The sequence below is a fragment of the Lentzea kristufekii genome, from assembly GCF_033949925.1.
Classification (GTDB): Bacteria; Actinomycetota; Actinomycetes; order Mycobacteriales; family Pseudonocardiaceae; genus Lentzea; species Lentzea kristufekii.
This window is the reverse complement of the sequence record NZ_JAXAVV010000010.1, coordinates 268765-285522: the sequence shown is the minus strand read 5'-3', so window position 1 is coordinate 285522 and position 16758 is coordinate 268765. Positions and strand designations below refer to the sequence as shown.

Sequence of the window (16758 nt, the reverse complement as noted above, 5' to 3'; positions counted from 1 at the left end):
TCTTCTGACGTTGTTGTGCGGTAGCTGGCGCCCATGTGTGCCGCGCCTGTCTCGGAACCACCGCTTGGTTCGTCCAAGATCGGTCTGGGGCAACCGCCGCAGTGACCCCAGACGCAAGTGACGACGAGGTAGATCCGTGCGCACGTACAGCCCGAAGCCCGGTGAGGTGACCCGCACCTGGCACGTGATCGACGCCCAGGACGTGGTGCTCGGCCGGCTCGCCACCCAGGCCGCGACGCTGCTGCGCGGCAAGCACAAGCCGACTTATGCGCCTCACGTTGACACTGGTGACTTCGTTGTCATCATCAACGCTGACAAGGTCGCATTGACCGGCGCGAAGCGCGACCAGGCGTTCCAGTACCGCCACTCCGGCTTCCCCGGTGGTCTGCGCAAGCAGTCCTTCGGCGAGGTCCTGGACACCCGTCCGGACCGCTTGGTGGAGAAGGCGATCAAGGGCATGCTGCCCAAGAACCGCCTTGGCCGTCAGATCGCGAACAAGCTCAAGGTCTACGCAGGCCCGAGCCACCCGCACGAGGCGCAGCAGCCCCAGGCCTTCGAGATCAAGAAGATCGCCCAGTGAGCGACGAGTACACCGAGGAAGTTCCTGTGACCACCCCTGAGAACGAGACCCCTGAGGTCGAGACCCCCGAGGTCGAGGCCGAGGTTGTCGAGGCCGAGGTCGTCGACGCTCCTGAGGCCGATGAGGCTCCCGAGGCCGTTGAGGCCGACGCTGACGCCCCCGAGGCCGACGCCGACGAGGCCGAGGTCGTCGAAGAGACCTCAGCGCCGGTGGTCGCCCTCTCGCTGAACGGCGCCGCGCACCTCGCGCAGACCGTCGGCCGCCGCAAGGAGGCCGTCGTCCGCGTCCGCCTCGTGCCCGGCACCGGCAAGTTCACGCTGAACGGCAAGACCCTCGAGGCCTACTTCCCGAACAAGGTGCACCAGCAGCTCATCAGGGAGCCGCTCGTCACCACGGAGAAGCCCGAGACCTTCGACGTCATCGCGAACCTGCGTGGCGGCGGCATCACCGGCCAGGCCGGTGCGCTGCGTCTCGCCATCGCGCGTGCGCTGATCGCCGTCGACTCCGAGGACCGTCCGGTCCTCAAGAAGGCCGGCTTCCTCACTCGCGACCCGCGGGTCAAGGAGCGCAAGAAGTACGGTCTGAAGAAGGCCCGCAAGGCGCCTCAGTACTCCAAGCGTTGATGCTCCGCCGCGGGGCGAGCCGTGTCTGCGTTCGTCAGACCACTGCTCTTCCGCGGTGAGTGCGGGGACACCCCGCACCCCGAGCGTCATCCAGCTATACCTGCGGGAGCAGCAGTTCACCACGAACTGCTGCTCCCGCAGTGTTTTCCGGGTCCTTTCCCGCCGCCTCGCAGTGTCCAAATCGGAGGATTCATGGCCCGCCTGTTCGGCACCGACGGTGTACGCGGTCTCGCCAACGCCGATCTCACCCCCGAGCTCGCGATGTCCGTCGCCGCCGCGGCGGCAAGGGTGCTCGCCGAGCACGACCGCTCCCACCGTCCCGTCGCCGTCGTCGGCCGCGATCCCAGGGCGAGCAGCGAGATGCTCGACGCCGCCGTCACCGCCGGCCTGACCTCGGCCGGTGCGGACGTGCTGCGCGTCGGCGCCCTGCCCACGCCCGCCGTCGCGCACCTGGTCGCCGCGCTCGGCGCCGACATCGGCGTGATGATCTCGGCGTCGCACAACGCGATGCCGGACAACGGGATCAAGCTCTTCGCCGCCGGTGGCCACAAGCTGCCCGACGAGGTCGAGGACGAGATCGAGCAGCACATGGGCACCGGTTTCGACCGTCCCACCGGGGCTGCGATCGGCCGGGTGCGCGACGTTCCCGACGCCGAGATCCAGTACGTGGAGCACCTGCTCAAGGTCACACCGCACCGCCTCGACGGTCTCAAGGTCGTGGTGGACTGCGCGAACGGTGCCGCGTCGGTGGCCGCACCGGACGCGTACCGCCGCGCCGGGGCCGAGGTGATCGCGATCAACGCGAACCCGGACGGCCTCAACATCAACGCCGGCTGTGGTTCCACCCACATCGACGTCGTCGCCGCCGCGGTCCGCGAGCACGGTGCCGACCTCGGCATCGCGCACGACGGCGACGCCGACCGTTGCCTCGCCGTGGACGCCCAGGGCGAGCCGGTCGACGGCGACCAGATCCTCGCGGTCCTCGCGATCGCCATGCGCGACGCGGGCGAGCTGTTCGAGGACACCCTCGTCGCCACGGTGATGAGCAACCTCGGCCTGCACATCGCCATGCGGGAGTCGTCGATCCGCCTGCGCACCACCGCCGTCGGCGACCGCTACGTGCTGCAGGACCTCAAGGCCGGCGGTTACTCGCTCGGCGGCGAGCAGTCGGGCCACGTCGTGCTGCCCGCGCACGCCACCACCGGCGACGGCCTGCTCACCGCGCTGCGCCTGATGGCCCGCATGGCCGAGACCGGCAAGTCGCTCGCCGACCTCGCCTCGGTGATGCGCCGCCTGCCGCAGGTCCTGATCAACGTGAAGGTCACCGACAAGGCGGCCGTCGCCAAGGCGTCGTCGGTCAGCGAGGCCGTCGCCGCCGTCGAGGCCGAACTCGGCGACACCGGCCGCGTGTTGCTGCGCCCGTCCGGTACCGAGCAGCTCGTGCGGGTGATGGTCGAGGCCACCAGCCACGAACAGGCCCAGTCGGCCGCGCAGCGCCTGGCCGGTGTGGTTTCCTCGGTGCACTGAGGACCACAGGGGGCTGGGGATGACCATGTTGATGTTGCTCGTACTCCTGGTGCTGCTGGGAGGTGTGACAGCGGTCATCATCGCCGTTGTCGCGACGTCGAAGCGCAAACCGGTCGCCCAGCCCCCGTTCCCGCCCGGTCACGGGTATCCGCAGCAGCAGCCGTACCCCCAGCAGCAGGGCTTCCCGCAGCAGGCTCAGCCGCCGTACCCGCCTCAGGGGTACCCGCAGCCGCAGCAGCCCCGTTCGCAGCAGAGTCCGCCCCCACCCCCGCCGAACGGCTGGTGACCGGCGCGCCCACGCGATCAGTGGTGATCATCAGCGTCTTGCGCCGAATGGCTGTTTACTAAGGCAACCGACATCGTGGAGCTCCGGTCACCGCGTGATCCGAGCTGGCACTGTATGGCGGAACCCGATGAGGCCGAATTGCGTCAGATCGGGGACTAGGGGAGGCGAGCAGATGTCCGGGTTCGGCGTTCAGTCCGGCGATTTGACCAAGGCTGCGGGGACGTACGAGGCAGAGGGATCAGCCCTGATCCAGATGAAGGCCGCGGCCGTGCCGGGTGTGGGAGCCGGGCAGGTCGGCCGCAAGTTCCAGGGCGTCGCCGCCGAGTACAAGGCCTGCTTCGACCTCTTCGGCCAGGACTTGGAGAAGTTCGGCAAGGAGGCGACCGGCATCGCCACCCGCCTGAAGGACGTCGCCAAGACGTACGAGTCGAACGAGGCGCAGACCTCGAGCCAGTTCAAGGGGTAACGAGTCGTGGCGGATCAGACCGAGATCAAGAAGCTCCTCGACGACCCGAACGTCACTCCGGAGACCAAGAAGCAGCTCGTGCGCGCCCTCGCCGGCGCCGGTGCTCCCCAGGAAGAGGTCGAGCGCTACGGCAAGGCGAACGGGGTGGACGTCCCGGACGACCCGAGCGTGGGCGATCACGTGGTGGGCGCGGTGCTCGCGCCGTTGACGCTGGGGTTCAGCGCGTCCAACAACGTCCGCAAGGAGATCCAGCACGGCGCCTTCACCATGGAGGGCGAGGACGCCGACAAGCTCGTCAAGAAGGCGGGCGAGGAGCGCGAGCTCGGCGCCACCCAGAAGGTCCTGAACGAGCAGGGTGACGTGCCGAACAGCAACGTCCTGCTCGACGCCGGCGCCCCCGGACTGCGGTTCTTCGAGAAGTTCATCCCGATCTACCCGAAGGCCGCGCAGGCGTGCGGTCACGGTGGTGCCGCACCGGACCTCCAGGGCGAGATCTACCGCAAGTACGACGAGGTCCGCGACATCGACTTCGCGAAGTTCCGCGAAGACGCCCACAAGCTCACCGAGAACGTCAAGAAGGCGGACGCGCACGACAACGCGCTGGGCGCCGCCTGGAACGGGCTCGGTTCCTGGGAGGGCCCCGCCGCGAAGGCCGCGGGCGAGTACCGGACCAAGTTCGCCGGCGCCTCGAAGACGTTCGTGCAGCAGGCGGGCACGGCTCCCGGCGCGATCACCGCCGGCGTGACGAACATGCAGAAGCACGTCAAGGACTTCGCGCAGCAGATCCACGACCAGTACTCGGAGAAGTGCGGTGGCCTGACGGTCGAGGAGGCCGAGACCGCGATCCGCCAGGCGAACGGCGACATCTTCGAGAACGACGCGGGCATCCTCGACGGACTCTCCGGCCTGCCCGGTTGGGTCGTCGGCGGTGTCGTGGGCGCTCTCACCGGCGGCATCCTGTCGGGCGTTCTCGCGGGCCTCGGCTGGGACTCGTGGGTCAAGGGCCGGCGGGAATCCATCATCAACGAGGCCAAGCAGAAGCTGAAGGCTCTCTGCGAGGAGTTCGACGGCAAGAAGAAGGCGTTCGACGGCTACTGCCAGGCCGTGCAGGCCGGTGTCGACGCCGACTACAAGGCCATGTTCACGGGCCTGAAGAACGCGTTCAAGGACACGTTCGGCCCGATCGGCGACCCCCCGGCGTTCTCCGATCAGGGCGGCGGCCGCCAGAACGTCAACAACGGCGGTGGCGGTGGCGGCGGCAGCCCGAGCGGTGGCGGCGGCCCGAGCGGCGGCGGTGGTGGCGGTGGTACGCCGGAGATCCCGAAGCCGGAGAACCCGCTCGACAAGGACGGCGACGGCAAGCCGGACGTCCCCGGTGACACCGACGGTGACGGCAAGCCCGACGACCTCGACGGCGACGGCAAGCCCGACCAGCCCAAGCCCGAGGAAGAGCTCGAGACCGTCACGGTCACGGCCGGCGACAACACGATCAAGGTCACGGAGCCCGACTCGAACGGGCACGTGAAGATGACGATCGACACGCCCAAGGGCGAGCCGAAGACCTACGACCTGGACTTCAGCAAGAACCCCGAGGCCGCCAAGGCCCTGATGGGGCAGAACGGCACGCAGGCCATCACCAACATGGCCAACCAGCTCACCGCCTCGAACCCGACGGCGGGCGCGCAGACTCCCGCTGCCGGTGGCGCCCCCGCAGCCGGCGGCACCCCCGCGCCCGGCGGCGGAGCGGCTCCGGCCGCGGGCCCGCTCGGTTCGGAGTCGAACCCGATCCCGGTCGAGGTCGGCGCGGACGGCAAGATCCACATCGAGCAGGACGGCGTCAACTTCACCGCCGAGGTCGACACCGACACCGGTGAGATCAACCTGACCGCGGACAACGGGGACGGCACGCCCGACAAGATCGGCGTGGGCTTCGGCGAGGACGAGAACCCCGCCGCGCAGACGCCTGGTTCCGAGTCCGGTCCCGGTGGGGGCGGTTCCGACGGTGCCAGGCTGGAGGACGGCCTGCGCACCCCGGAGGCCGAGTTCCCGGAGGCCGTCACGACGCTGCCCGCCGAGGCCGTCACGACGCTGCCTGCCGAGGCCGGGTTCCAGCCGATGCCGGCGCCCGCCGGTGAGCAGGTCTGGAGTGCGCCGGGAGAGGCCGCGCCGAACGTGGCCGAGCGCTTCCAGGACTCGGCGGCCCGCAGCTACATCGAGGACAACGGCATCATGCCGAGCCTCGGCGAGCCCAGGGTCTCGGCGGAGAGCCCGCAGTTCGCCCAGGCCTCGGACAGCACGACGACGTCCGGCGTCTCGTTCACCGGCGGCGGCAGCGAGTCCGTGCTCGGCGGCTCCAACGCCGACAGCGCGTGGAGCAGCCCGAACTCGAGCGACGGCAACGGCGGCTCGTTCAACACGAACGCCTCCGAAGCGGGCCAGCCGGGCGCGGCGAACCTGCCGTCCATGCAGGAGGCCAACGGCCAGGCGCCGAGCGGTGCGGCCTCCGGCGGCATGATGGGCGGCGGCGGCATGATGGGCGGTGGCATGGCCGGTGCCGGAGCAGGCGGCCAGCAGGGCGGTGACTCCGAGCGCGGTGCCAGCCAGTGGCGCACCACGGGCACGTTGTTCGACGACGACAACAACAACCCGTTGAGCGCCATGCAGACCACGCTGGGCGAAGACCGAGGGGAGGCCGCCAACCCATGGCGATGATCGGGGAAGTGGACCCGCGCGTTCAGGCGTTGTTCGACGAGAACATCGCCAAGACCCGCCGTGCCACCGCCGAGGTCTCGGCGGAGCTCAAGGCGAGCCAGGACAAGGTCGCTGCCGACATCGCGGCTCGCGAGGAAAAGCACAAGCAGGACGTCGCGGCCGCTCAGAAGAGCGCCGAGAACCTCGTCGCGCAGGGCGAACGGCAGCAGTCACGCAAACCGCAGTGGGACCGTCCCGAACGCGGCGCCGGTGAACTGGCGTTCGGCCCGGAGGACGACGACGGCGGCTATGCGCCGCCGCCGCAGCAGGCACCAGTGGCCGCGCCTCCGCCACCGCCGGTCGCACCGCCGCCACCTGTGCATCGGCGTCGTCCGGCGCCCGTGGACGACGATGACGACCTGAGCGGCCAGACCTGGCTCAGCTGACCTGATCTCCGGCCCCGCGTGCGATCCCGCACCGGGGCCGGAGTCGTCAGCGGCGGACCAGGGCTTCCCGCTGGAACACGAGGTTCGCGGCCTTCAGGTCGCTGTCGAGCAGGTCGTCGTACGTCCGGTCGCCGGTCAGCACGCGCAGCAGGAAGGCCGTCACGAACGCGCGTCCGAGCTTGTTCGACCCCCGCTCGGAGCTGCCGTCCAGCATGAGCTCGCTCCAGTGCCGGCCCTCGGTGAAGCCGAGGTGCGAGGCCTTGGGCAGCAGCCGCAGTTGCACGGGGCCGCCCCACGCGGACGCGATCGCCTCGGCGTGGCCGACCGGGGGTGCGATGCGGTCCTCGCCGGCCGCGAGGTGCAGGCCGGGAGCGCGGACCTCGCGGGCCGCGTCCAGTGCCGACGGGCGCGTCTCCGTTGCGGCCAAAGTCACAACGGCCCGGACCCGGTCCGCTGAGGACGCTGCCAGCACGGCCGCGCCGCCGCCCATCGAGTGTCCGGCCAGCGCGAGCCGGGCCGGGTCGACGCTGATCTCCCCGGTGCCGAGCCGCACACCGGTGCAGATGTCCAAAGTGGTCAGCAGGTTCGCCGCCAGCACCCGTGACGACAGCAGCGGGCCGCGCTCCACGGCCGGTGCCGCGGCGACCACGCCCCACGAGGCCAGGTGCCGCAAAAGGCCGTGGTAGCGCCGTACGGGCTGCATCCAGCCGTGTCCGAACGCGACGGCGGGCAGACCGAGGCCGGACTGCGGTGTGAAGATCACGCCCGGCAGGCCGACGAGCGCGAGGTCGCCGCGCAGCACGGGGTGCGGGCCGGGCCTGCTGAGCTGCTCGAGGGCCTGTTTCGCGGTCAGCGTGATCACGCGGCGAGCCATGTGGTGAACCGTAGTCGATCCTGTCGTCCGCACCACATCCGAGATTGGTCTACACCACACGTCCGTTTGACCAGCGCAAACAGAGCACTCTCACTCATTAGGGTTAGCGGCGTGGTCTAGCTAGTCTGTTTCCCGTGTGCGGAATCGTGGGATACGTGGGTCACCAGTCGGCGCTCGACGTCGTGCTGGACGGGCTGAGGCGCCTCGAATACCGGGGTTACGACTCAGCGGGCGTCGCGGTCGTGACAGGCGACGACCTCGCCGTCGAACGCAAGGCCGGACGGCTGCAGAACCTGGAGACGAGGCTCGACGAGGTGGGCCGCGACAACTTCGCGGGCACCGTCGGCATGGGCCACACCCGGTGGGCGACACACGGCGCGCCGATCGACCGGAACTCGCACCCGCACCGCGACGCGACCAACCGTGTCGCCGTGGTGCACAACGGCATCATCGAGAACTTCCTCGCCCTGCGCGCCGAGCTCGAAGGCCTCGGCGTCGAGATGGCGTCCGACACCGACACCGAGACGGTCGCGCACCTCGTGGCGTTCGCCTACGCCGAGGGCGACACGAAGGGTGACCTGCCTGCCAGCGTGCGCAAGATCGCCCGCCGGCTCGAGGGCGCGTTCACGCTCGTGATCACGCACGCCGACGAGCCCGACCAGGTCGTCGCCGCGCGCCGCAACTCGCCGCTGGTCGTCGGCGTGGGCGAGAACGAGTACTTCGTCGCGAGCGACGTGGCCGCGTTCATCGCGCACACCAAGGAAGCCGTCGAGCTGGGCCAGGACCAGATGGTCGTGCTGACCCGCGACGGGTACGAGGTCACCGACTTCGACGGCGAGATCGCCGAGGCCAAGCCGTTCACGGTCAACTGGGACCTCAGCGCCGCCGAGAAGGGCGGCCACGAGTACTTCATGCTCAAGGAGATCGAGGAGCAGCCGGAGGCGCTGGCCAACACGCTGCGCGGCCACTTCGCGAACGGCCGGATCGTCCTCGACGAGCAGCGCCTCTCCGACCAGGACCTGCGCGACGTCGACAAGGTCTTCGTCATCGCCTGCGGCAGCGCGTACCACTCCGGTCTCGTCGCGAAGTACGCGATCGAGCACTGGACCCGCCTGCCCGTCGAGGTCGAGCTGGCCTCCGAGTTCCGCTACCGCGACCCGGTGCTCGACCGCGACACGCTCGTCGTCGCCGTCTCGCAGTCCGGCGAGACCGCGGACACGCTGGAGGCCGTGCGCCACGCCCGTGCGCAGAAGGCCCGCGTCCTGGCCGTCTGCAACACCAACGGCGCGCAGATCCCGCGTGAGTCCGACGCCGTGCTGTACACGCACGCCGGTCCGGAGATCGGTGTCGCGTCGACGAAGGCGTTCCTCGCCCAGATCGCCGCGAACTACCTGGTGGGCCTGGCCCTGGCGCAGGCCCGCGGCACCAAGTACCCGGACGAGGTCGCCCGCGAGTTCCACGAGCTGGAGGCCATGCCCGAGGCCGTGCGGCGCGTGCTCGGCACGGCCGAGCAGGTCCGTGCGCTCGGCCGTGAGCTCGCCGACTCGAAGGCGGTGCTGTTCCTCGGCCGCCACGTCGGCTACCCGGTGGCCCTGGAAGGCGCGCTCAAGCTCAAGGAGCTCGCCTACATGCACGCCGAGGGCTTCGCGGCCGGCGAGCTCAAGCACGGCCCGATCGCCCTGATCGAGGAGAACCTCCCGGTCGTCGTGGTCATGCCGTCGCCGAAGGGCCGTGCCGTCCTGCACTCGAAGCTGGTGTCGAACATCAGCGAGATCCAGGCCCGCGGCGCCCGCACGATCGTGATCGCGGAGGAGGGCGACGAGACCGTGCGCCCGTTCGCCGACCACCTGATCGAGATCCCGGCCGTCCCGACGCTGCTGCAGCCGCTCATCTCGACGGTGCCGCTGCAGATCCTCGCGGCCGAGATCGCGTCCGCCCGCGGCTACGACGTCGACAAGCCTCGCAACCTGGCGAAGTCCGTTACCGTCGAGTGAGTGAGAGGCGTCTGGCACACCGAACGCGTCAAGTCCGCTGAAGAGGAGCTCATGGCGGTCGTCCCGCCGGGCTCGTTGATGCGCAAGGCCGCGTTCGGTGTGGCCACCCACGCCCTCAGGCTCCTGCAGGGCCGCCGCCGCGTCACGTTGCTCGTGGGCGCGGGCAACAACGGCGGCGACGCCCTGTGGGCCGGTTGCTTCCTGCGCCGCCGCGGCGTCGCGGTCTCCGCCGTGCTCCTGTCGCCCGAGAAGGCCCACGCCGAAGGCCTCGCCGCGTTCCGCCGCGCGGGCGGCCGGATCGTCCCCGACGCCGGCACCCCCGATCTCGTGATCGACGGCATCGTCGGCCTGTCCGCGCGCGGCCCGTTGCGCCCGGCCGCCGCCGCTCTGGTCGAGAGCGTGAAGGTCCCGATCCTGGCCGTGGACCTGCCGTCCGGCATCGACCCGGACACCGGCGAGATCTCCGGCCCGCACGTGAAAGCCCACACCACCGTCACGTTCGGCTGCCTGAAGCCGGTGCACGCGCTGGCCGACTGCGGCGAGGTGCACCTGGTCGACATCGGCCTCCGGCCGGCAGATCCCGACTTCGTGCTGCTCGACCGCGAGGACATCGCCTGGCCGGTGCCGGGCCCGTCCGACGACAAGTACACCCAGGGCGTCACGGGAGTGGCGGCCGGCAGTGCCACCTATCCCGGCGCCGCGGTGCTGTCCACCGGCGCCGCCGTGCTCGCGACCTCGGGCATGGTCCGCTACGCCGGTCCGGCCGCCGACGCCATCCGCGCCCGCTGGCCCGAGACGATCTGCACCGGCTCGATCACCGACGCCGGTCGCGTCCAGGCCTGGGTCGTCGGCCCCGGCATGGGCACCGGCAGTTCGTCCGCGGAGGTCCTGCGGTTCGTGCTGGACGCCGGTGTGCCGGTGATCGCCGACGCCGACGCCATCACGCTGCTCGCCTCGACGCCGTCGCTCTGGGACGCCCGCGACCCCGACGCCGCCCTGGTGCTGACCCCGCACGACCGCGAGTTCGAACGCCTGGCGGGCCCGGTCGGCGCGGACCGCGTCGCGGCGGCCAGGAAGGCCGCGCAGCGGTTCGGTGCCGTGGTGCTGCTCAAGGGCCACCGGACCGTCGTGGCGGCGCCGGACGGACGGGCACTGGTCAACTCGGCGACGTCGTCCTGGCCGGCGACGGCCGGATCGGGCGACGTCCTGTCCGGCATGATCGGCGCGTTGCTGGCCGGTGGCGTCGACCCGTTCCTGGCGGCGGGGTACGCGGCGTACGCGCACGTGCTGGCCGCCGAACTGGGAGCGGACGGGGCGCCGTTGCCGGCTTCGGGCCTGATGGCGGCGATCCCAGCGGCGATCAGGGCACTTCGACGGCCCTGAGCGCTCGCTCACACCTGATGAGCTGCGGGCTCATGGCACGATGAAAAGGTTATGGCCCGTTCAGAAGTTGTCGTCGACCTAGGCGCGCTGCGGCACAACGTCGCCCTGCTCGCCGGTCTGGCCCCTGCCTCCGAGACGATGGCCGTCGTCAAGGCGGACGGCTACGGCCACGGCGCGGTGCAGGTCGCCCGCGCCGCCCTCGAAGCGGGCGCCACCTGGCTCGGTTCGTGTTCGACGCAGGAAGCCCTCGCGTTGCGTTCGGCGGGCATCCAGGCCCCGGTGCTGGCCTGGCTCGACGCCCCGGACGAGGACCTGGCGGCCGGTCTCGCGGCCGATGTGGACATGTCCGTGGCATCGCTGTCCGACCTGCGCCGCGTCGAGCAGGCCGCGCTGGAGGCCGACGCACGGCCGCGGCTCCACCTCAAGATCGACACCGGGCTGAGCCGCAACGGCTGCCAGCCCCACGACTGGCCGGAGCTCGTCGAGGCCGCGAAGAAGCACGAGGTCGTGGCCATCTGGTCGCACCTCGCGTCCGCGGACGAGATCGGCGACCCGTCCATCGACCTGCAGGCCAAGCGGTTCGACGACGCCTACGAGGTCGCCAGAGCCGCCGGTCTCGACCCGAAACGGCACATCGCGAACTCCGCGGCCCTGCTGACCAGGCCCGATCTGCACTTCGACATGGTCAGGCCCGGCATCGCCGTCTACGGGCTGAACCCGGTGCCGACCGATCACGACCTCAGGCCGGTCATGAGCTACCGGTCACACGTGGCGCTCACGAAACGTATCCCCGCAGGGGAGTCCGTCTCCTACGGGATGACATGGACAGCGCGGACGGACACGACGCTGGCACTGGTGCCGGCGGGGTATGCGGACGGTGTCCCGCGGGCGCTCTCCGGCCGGATGGAGGTGCTCCTGGAGGGGAGGCGCCGCCCGGTGGTCGGCCGTGTCTGCATGGACCAGATCGTCGTGGACTGCGGGGACGACGAGATCGCGGAGGGTGCCGAGGTCGTCCTGTTCGGCGACGGGAGCCGGGGGGAGCCGACGGCGACGGAGTGGGCGGAGCTGACCGGGACGATCGACTACGAGATCGTCTGCGGGATGTACCGGCCGCGGGTGCGGAGGATCTACACGTGAAGCCGGTGTGGAAGGTCGTCGGGTGGGTCGGTGGCGCGGTCGGTGCCGTCGTCGCCGGAGCGGCCGTGGCGCAGACCGCGAAGGTCTCGCACGAGCGCAAGACCGCGTCCGACAGCCTCGCCGACGAGCCGTTGGGCCTGCTGAGGCCCGATCGCGAGTCGACCGTCGCCGCCGAGGACGGCGTGCCGATCTCCGTCGAGGAGGTCGACCCGGCGGACGGCGGCGAGCCGGACATCACCGTCGTGCTGGTGCACGGGTTCGCGCTGGACCGCCGCTGCTTCCACTTCCAGCGCCGCGACCTCGCCGAGCTGATCGACCCGCGCGTGCACCAGGTGCTCTACGACCAGCGCAGCCACGGCCGTTCCGGGAAGTCCTCCGTCGAGCACAGCACGATCGACCAGCTCGCGCTCGACCTCGACTCGGTGATCCGCGCGGTCGTGCCGGAGGGTCCGCTGGTGCTCGTCGGCCACTCCATGGGCGGCATGACGATCATGGCGCTGGCCGAGAAGCACCCCGAGCTCTTCGAGGAACGGGTGCGCGGCGTCGCGTTGATCGGCACGGCCGCCGGTGCCGTGGGTGGCGCGGGACTGCCGAAGTCCGTGCTGTCGCGGTACAACCCGGTGACGCTCGGCGTCGGCCGGCTCGCGGGCATCCAGCCGGGGCTGGTCGAGTGGGTCCGCAAGGGCACGAAGACCCTGACGTGGAGCGGCATCCGCGCGCTGGCGTTCGGCGACCGCAAGGTCGCACCGTCCCTCGTGGACCTGATGGAGCAGATGATCAACGGGACGACGGTGAAGGTCCTCACCGAGTTCCTGGAGACCCTCGGCACGCACGACCGCTACAAGGCGCTGGCCGGACTGCGGCACTGCGAGGTGCTGATCCTGAGCGGTGACGCGGACAAGCTCACGCCGTTCTCGCACGCCGAGCGGATGGCCGAGGAGATGCCGCACGCCACCCTCGTGCGGGCCCCCGGTGCCGGGCACATGGTGATGATGGAGCAGGCTGATCTCGTCAACGACCACCTGGTCGCGCTCGTCGAACGCTGCGCGGCCGATCGCGGAGAGAGTCGGAAGAAGTGGTGGCGCCGAGCGTGAAGACCGTCGAACTGCCCCTGGTGGAGGACACCGAGGAGTTCGGCCGCAAGCTGGGTGAACTGGTGCGGGCGGGCGACCTGCTGCTGCTCGCCGGGCCGTTGGGAGCCGGGAAGACGGCGCTGGTGCGCGGGCTCGCGCGCGGCCTCGGCGTGCAGGGCCGGGTGTCCTCGCCGACGTTCGTCGTCGCCCGCGTGCACGAGCCCGCCGAGGACGGCAGGGGCGTGCGGCTGGTGCACGTCGACGCGTACCGGCTCGGGGGTCACCTGGACGAGCTGGACGACCTCGACCTGGACACCGAACTCGTCGACGCCGTGGTCGCCGTCGAGTGGGGCGAGGGCGTCGCGGAACGCCTGAGTGAAGATCATCTGCTGATCCGCCTCGAACGCGGAGTCGACGACGTTCGCACAGCTCAGCTCATCCCGCAGGGCGACTGGAGCTCACGTCCCCTTCCGGTGTGATGTTTTGTGACACATGGGATGACGTCCATTAAGGACAGAGCGTGACCTGCCGATGAGAACCGCATGATCAAGAAGACGCTCTTCGCAACCGCAGTCATCGGCGGCGCCCTGCTGGCTGCCGCTGCTCCGGCGTCCGCCGGTGAGCACGACCCCTCCGGCGGCATCAGCGTTGCCGACAACCTCTGCGCCGCGCCGTGGCAGTGGAACGGCCCGTTGTCGCTGCTGCACGAGGGCCACGCCCCCGGCTACGCCGCGTGCAACGACAACCACGCCGCCGGTGGTCACGGCATCAGCGTGCTGAACAACGCGTGCGTCGCGCCGTGGCAGTGGAACGGCCCGCTGGAGATCTTCACGGTCGACCACTCGCCGTCCTACGTCGCCTGCAACGGCAACACGTCCGGCCACTAGTCGCCGGAACGTCGCGGGGGATGGCCGAACGAGCCCGTCGGCCATCCCTCTGACAGTCCTTTCAGGACATTTCTGGGCACTTGCCGTTTCGTTGCCCGGCAAGGCCTGTAGCCCGTGCACCACCCTTGGCCGCTCGTGCGGCTCGCGACGTGATCGCTCAGGGCCGTGGTTCCGGCGCTTCGCTCGCTGGAACCACCCAGGCCACGATCCGCTCGCCCAGGTCGCCGTCCAGTTCGCCCGTCACGCCACCTCGGCCGTCGACGGATGCTTGAGCAGGACGTTCCCGATCTCGCCCGCGCCGATTCCGCAGCCGCTGCTCTTGATCAGGTCCGCGGCCCCGCCGCCCGGCGTCCGCCACGTGGCGACGAGGCCGTCGCGGAGTTCACCTCTTGCCGCCGAATCGCCTCCGGCGGTTGACAGCAAGAGGTGACCGGACAACCAACACGTGTTCGATTGCCCCTGCTCCGCAGATGGCGACGAGGTCGTTGCGAAGTTGGTCATCCGGCCACCGCTTGCCGCCGAATCGCCTCCGGCGGTTGACAGCAAGAGGTGACCGGACGACCAACACGACCTCGTACTACTCTGGACAACCGTGCTAGTGCTCGCCGTCGACACGGCCACCCCCGCAGTCACCGCCGGTGTGGTCGAACTCGCGCCCGACTCCCCGCCGCGCCTGCTCGCGAAGCGGGTGACGCTCAACGCCAAGGCGCACGGCGAGCTGCTCACCCCGCACATCACCGACGCGCTCGCGGAAGCCGGCAGGACGTTCGCCGACCTCGACGCCATCGTCGTCGGCGCGGGTCCCGGGCCGTTCACCGGCCTGCGGGTCGGTCTCGCCACCGCCGCCGCGCTCGGCCAGGCGCTCAACCGCCCGGTCTACCCGGTCGCCACCACCGACGCCATCGCCAAGGACGCCGCCAGCGGTCACCCGCTGCTCGTCGCGACCGACGCGCGGCGCAAGGAGGTCTACTGGGCCGCCTACGACGCCGCCGGTCGCCGCACGGACGGCCCGCACGTCGAACGCCCGCAGGACCTCGCCGAGAAGCTGCCGGCCCTGGGCGTGCACCAGGCCACGGGTGAGGGCGCCGAGATCTACGCTGACGTCCTCGGCTTGGAGCTCCTCCAAGCGAAGCACCCGAGCCCCGAGGGCCTGGTCGCAGCCGCGGCCGCCGAGGTGCTCGCGAAGGCCCGCCCGGCCGCGCTCACCCCGCTCTACCTGCGCCGTCCCGACGCCGTCGAGCCCACCGGGCGCAAGAGGGTGACCAGGGCATGACCACCGGCACCGTCACGCTCGCGCCGCTGCGGCACGCCGACGTGCCCAGGTGCCACGAGATCGAGCTGGCCCTGTTCCCCGGCGACGACCCGTGGAGCGAGAACGCGTTCCGCACCGAGCTCGACAACGGCAACTACTACATCGGCGCGTACGCCGACGACGAGCTGATCGGGTACGCCGGGCTCGCAGCCGGTGAGTACGAGGCCAGCGTGCACACGATCGCCGTCGTCGGGCACTGGCAGGGCAGGGGCGTCGGCAAGATGCTGCTGAGGGACCTGCTGGCCCGCGTCGACGAGATCAACGTGCCGGTCTACCTCGAGGTCCGCACGGACAACGAGCCCGCGATCGCCCTGTACCTGGCGCACGGCTTCGAACGCCTGGGCCTGCGCCGCCGCTACTACCAGCCGTCGGGTGCCGACGCGTACACGATGGGAAGGCCTGCTCACAGTGTCTGATCGCCTGATCCTCGGCATCGAGAGCTCGTGCGACGAGACGGGCTTCGGGATCGTCCGCCTCGGTCCGGACGGCTCGCTCGAACTGCTCGCCGACGAGGTCGCCTCCAGCGTCGAGGAGCACGCCCGCTTCGGCGGCGTCGTGCCCGAGGTCGCCTCCCGCGCCCACCTCGAAGCGCTGGTCCCGACCATGCGCCGCGCGCTCGACACCGCGAAGGTCGAGCTCTCCCAGATCCACTCCATCGCCGTCACCGCCGGGCCGGGCCTGGCCGGCGCGCTGCTGGTCGGCGTGTCCGCCGCGAAGGCGTACGCGGCCGCGCTCGGCAAGCCGCTCTACGGCGTGAACCACCTCGCCGGTCACGTCGCCGCGGACACGCTGCAGCACGGCCCGTTGCCGCAGCGCTGCCTCGCGCTGCTGGTCTCCGGCGGCCACTCGCAGCTGCTGCTGATCGAGGGCGGCCTGGCGAACTCGATCACCGAGATCGGGTCCACCGTGGACGACGCGGCCGGCGAGGCGTACGACAAGGTCGCGCGGCTGCTCGACCTGCCGTACCCCGGTGGCCCGCCCATCGACAAGCTCGCCAAGCAGGGCAACGGCTGCGCGATCGCGTTCCCGCGCGGCCTCACCGGCCCGCGCGACGCGAAGTACGACTTCTCGTTCTCCGGCCTGAAGACCTCGGTCGCCCGCTGGGTCGAACGCGCCGAGCGCGCCGGCGAGGAGATCCCGCTGGCCGACGTCGCCGCGTCGTTCCAGGAGGCCGTCGCGGACGTGCTGACCGCCAAGGCGATCCGCGCCGCGAAGGACCTGGACGTCGGCACGCTGGTCATCTCCGGCGGCGTCGCGGCGAACTCCCGCCTGAGCGGGCTCGCCGCCGAGCGCTGTGCCGAGGCGGGCATCGAGCTGCGCGTGCCGAGGCCGCGGCTGTGCACCGACAACGGCGCGATGATCGCCGCGCTCGGTGCCCACCTGGTCGCGGCGGGCGCCAAGCCGTCCCCGATGGACCTCTCGACCACGCCCGGTCTGCCCGTCGGCACGGTGCAGATACTCTGACGCCATTCCTGGGCG

Annotated in this window: 18 protein-coding genes; 16 read left to right on the top strand and 2 right to left on the bottom strand. The window is 70.8% G+C overall.

The window, feature by feature from the left end; translation table 11 throughout:
- The first annotated feature begins 136 nt into the window (after positions 1-136).
- The 7 genes from rplM to SK571_RS22290 all read left to right on the top strand — a co-directional run bounded on the left by rplM (position 137) and on the right by SK571_RS22290 (position 6619).
- Positions 137-580, top strand: coding sequence for a 50S ribosomal protein L13 (rplM, locus tag SK571_RS22320; RefSeq protein ID WP_189160352.1), 444 nt, complete (start codon positions 137-139; stop codon positions 578-580).
- Between the two features lie 26 nt (positions 581-606).
- The gene (gene rpsI, locus SK571_RS22315) at positions 607-1203 is read left to right on the top strand and encodes a 30S ribosomal protein S9 (RefSeq protein ID WP_319986011.1); all 597 of its coding nucleotides are present in this window, start codon (positions 607-609) and stop codon (positions 1201-1203) included.
- Positions 1204-1395: 192 nt separating this feature from the next.
- Positions 1396-2730 (top strand): phosphoglucosamine mutase, encoded by a 1335-nt coding sequence (gene glmM / locus SK571_RS22310; protein ID WP_319986010.1) that lies wholly within the window; start codon positions 1396-1398, stop codon positions 2728-2730.
- 19 nt (positions 2731-2749) lie between these two features.
- Positions 2750-3016 (top strand): hypothetical protein, encoded by a 267-nt coding sequence (locus SK571_RS22305; protein WP_319986009.1) that lies wholly within the window; start codon positions 2750-2752, stop codon positions 3014-3016.
- A gap of 172 nt (positions 3017-3188) precedes the next feature.
- A complete protein-coding gene (locus SK571_RS22300; RefSeq protein ID WP_093591261.1) occupies positions 3189-3482 on the top strand; it encodes a hypothetical protein in 294 nt (97 codons plus the stop codon).
- Between the two features lie 6 nt (positions 3483-3488).
- Positions 3489-6194 carry a hypothetical protein gene (locus SK571_RS22295; RefSeq protein WP_319986008.1) on the top strand — a complete coding sequence of 902 codons (2706 nt, stop codon included), beginning with the start codon at positions 3489-3491 and terminating at the stop codon, positions 6192-6194.
- Entirely contained in the window at positions 6185-6619 is a 435-nt protein-coding gene (locus SK571_RS22290; RefSeq protein ID WP_319986007.1) for a hypothetical protein, read from the top strand. The genes SK571_RS22295 and SK571_RS22290 overlap by 10 nt, the downstream gene beginning before the upstream one ends.
- A gap of 46 nt (positions 6620-6665) precedes the next feature.
- Here the strand turns inward: SK571_RS22290 and SK571_RS22285 are convergent, their stop codons facing one another.
- The gene (locus SK571_RS22285; RefSeq protein WP_319986006.1) at positions 6666-7493 is read right to left on the bottom strand and encodes a dienelactone hydrolase family protein; all 828 of its coding nucleotides are present in this window, start codon (positions 7491-7493) and stop codon (positions 6666-6668) included.
- A gap of 134 nt (positions 7494-7627) precedes the next feature.
- On the opposite strand from SK571_RS22285, the gene glmS reads away from it, so the two are divergent.
- From glmS to SK571_RS22255, 6 genes are all read left to right on the top strand, one after another.
- Positions 7628-9487 (top strand): glutamine--fructose-6-phosphate transaminase (isomerizing), encoded by a 1860-nt coding sequence (glmS, locus tag SK571_RS22280; RefSeq protein ID WP_319986005.1) that lies wholly within the window; start codon positions 7628-7630, stop codon positions 9485-9487.
- Positions 9488-10870, top strand: coding sequence for an NAD(P)H-hydrate dehydratase (locus SK571_RS22275; protein WP_319986004.1), 1383 nt, complete (start codon positions 9488-9490; stop codon positions 10868-10870). It begins immediately after the preceding gene.
- A 51-nt stretch (positions 10871-10921) separates the two neighbouring features.
- Positions 10922-12007 carry an alanine racemase gene (gene alr / locus SK571_RS22270; protein ID WP_319986003.1) on the top strand — a complete coding sequence of 362 codons (1086 nt, stop codon included), beginning with the start codon at positions 10922-10924 and terminating at the stop codon, positions 12005-12007.
- Positions 12004-13101, top strand: coding sequence for an alpha/beta fold hydrolase (locus SK571_RS22265; protein WP_319986002.1), 1098 nt, complete (start codon positions 12004-12006; stop codon positions 13099-13101). Before alr ends, SK571_RS22265 begins: the two co-directional genes overlap by 4 nt.
- Positions 13098-13559 carry a tRNA (adenosine(37)-N6)-threonylcarbamoyltransferase complex ATPase subunit type 1 TsaE gene (gene tsaE, locus SK571_RS22260; protein WP_319986001.1) on the top strand — a complete coding sequence of 154 codons (462 nt, stop codon included), beginning with the start codon at positions 13098-13100 and terminating at the stop codon, positions 13557-13559. The genes SK571_RS22265 and tsaE overlap by 4 nt, the downstream gene beginning before the upstream one ends.
- 63 nt (positions 13560-13622) lie before the next feature.
- Positions 13623-13967: a hypothetical protein gene (locus SK571_RS22255; protein ID WP_319986000.1), complete on the top strand. Its 345-nt coding sequence runs from the start codon at positions 13623-13625 to the stop codon at positions 13965-13967.
- Between the two features lie 240 nt (positions 13968-14207).
- Here SK571_RS22255 and SK571_RS46415 read toward each other — a convergent pair whose 3' ends face one another.
- Positions 14208-14390: a hypothetical protein gene (locus tag SK571_RS46415; protein WP_406602016.1), complete on the bottom strand. Its 183-nt coding sequence runs from the start codon at positions 14388-14390 to the stop codon at positions 14208-14210.
- A gap of 169 nt (positions 14391-14559) precedes the next feature.
- Here SK571_RS46415 and tsaB point away from each other — a divergent pair, with 169 nt between their 5' ends.
- Genes tsaB through tsaD form a run of 3 tightly spaced genes read left to right on the top strand, consistent with a single transcriptional unit; the run spans position 14560 to position 16743 of the window.
- Positions 14560-15240: a tRNA (adenosine(37)-N6)-threonylcarbamoyltransferase complex dimerization subunit type 1 TsaB gene (tsaB, locus tag SK571_RS22245; protein WP_319985999.1), complete on the top strand. Its 681-nt coding sequence runs from the start codon at positions 14560-14562 to the stop codon at positions 15238-15240.
- Positions 15237-15695: a ribosomal protein S18-alanine N-acetyltransferase gene (rimI, locus tag SK571_RS22240; RefSeq protein WP_319985998.1), complete on the top strand. Its 459-nt coding sequence runs from the start codon at positions 15237-15239 to the stop codon at positions 15693-15695. The genes tsaB and rimI overlap by 4 nt, the downstream gene beginning before the upstream one ends.
- Complete coding sequence (gene tsaD, locus SK571_RS22235) at positions 15688-16743, top strand: tRNA (adenosine(37)-N6)-threonylcarbamoyltransferase complex transferase subunit TsaD (RefSeq protein ID WP_030478357.1); 1056 nt, start codon at positions 15688-15690, stop codon at positions 16741-16743. Before rimI ends, tsaD begins: the two co-directional genes overlap by 8 nt.
- The last annotated feature ends 15 nt before the right edge of the window (positions 16744-16758 follow it).

What these genes read in the sequence shown, in the direction of transcription:
- SK571_RS22255 (WP_319986000.1), top strand. Translation starts at nt 13,623, where the DNA reads ATGATCAAGAAGACGCTCTTCGCAACCGCAGTCATCGGCGGCGCCCTG.
- SK571_RS22305 (WP_319986009.1), top strand. Translation starts at nt 2,750, where the DNA reads ATGACCATGTTGATGTTGCTCGTACTCCTGGTGCTGCTGGGAGGTGTG.
- rimI (WP_319985998.1), top strand. Translation starts at nt 15,237, where the DNA reads ATGACCACCGGCACCGTCACGCTCGCGCCGCTGCGGCACGCCGACGTG.
- alr (WP_319986003.1), top strand. Translation starts at nt 10,922, where the DNA reads ATGGCCCGTTCAGAAGTTGTCGTCGACCTAGGCGCGCTGCGGCACAAC.
- SK571_RS22290 (WP_319986007.1), top strand. Translation starts at nt 6,185, where the DNA reads ATGGCGATGATCGGGGAAGTGGACCCGCGCGTTCAGGCGTTGTTCGAC.
- SK571_RS22285 (WP_319986006.1), bottom strand. Translation starts at nt 7,493, where the DNA reads ATGGCTCGCCGCGTGATCACGCTGACCGCGAAACAGGCCCTCGAGCAG.
- SK571_RS22300 (WP_093591261.1), top strand. Translation starts at nt 3,189, where the DNA reads ATGTCCGGGTTCGGCGTTCAGTCCGGCGATTTGACCAAGGCTGCGGGG.
- glmM (WP_319986010.1), top strand. Translation starts at nt 1,396, where the DNA reads ATGGCCCGCCTGTTCGGCACCGACGGTGTACGCGGTCTCGCCAACGCC.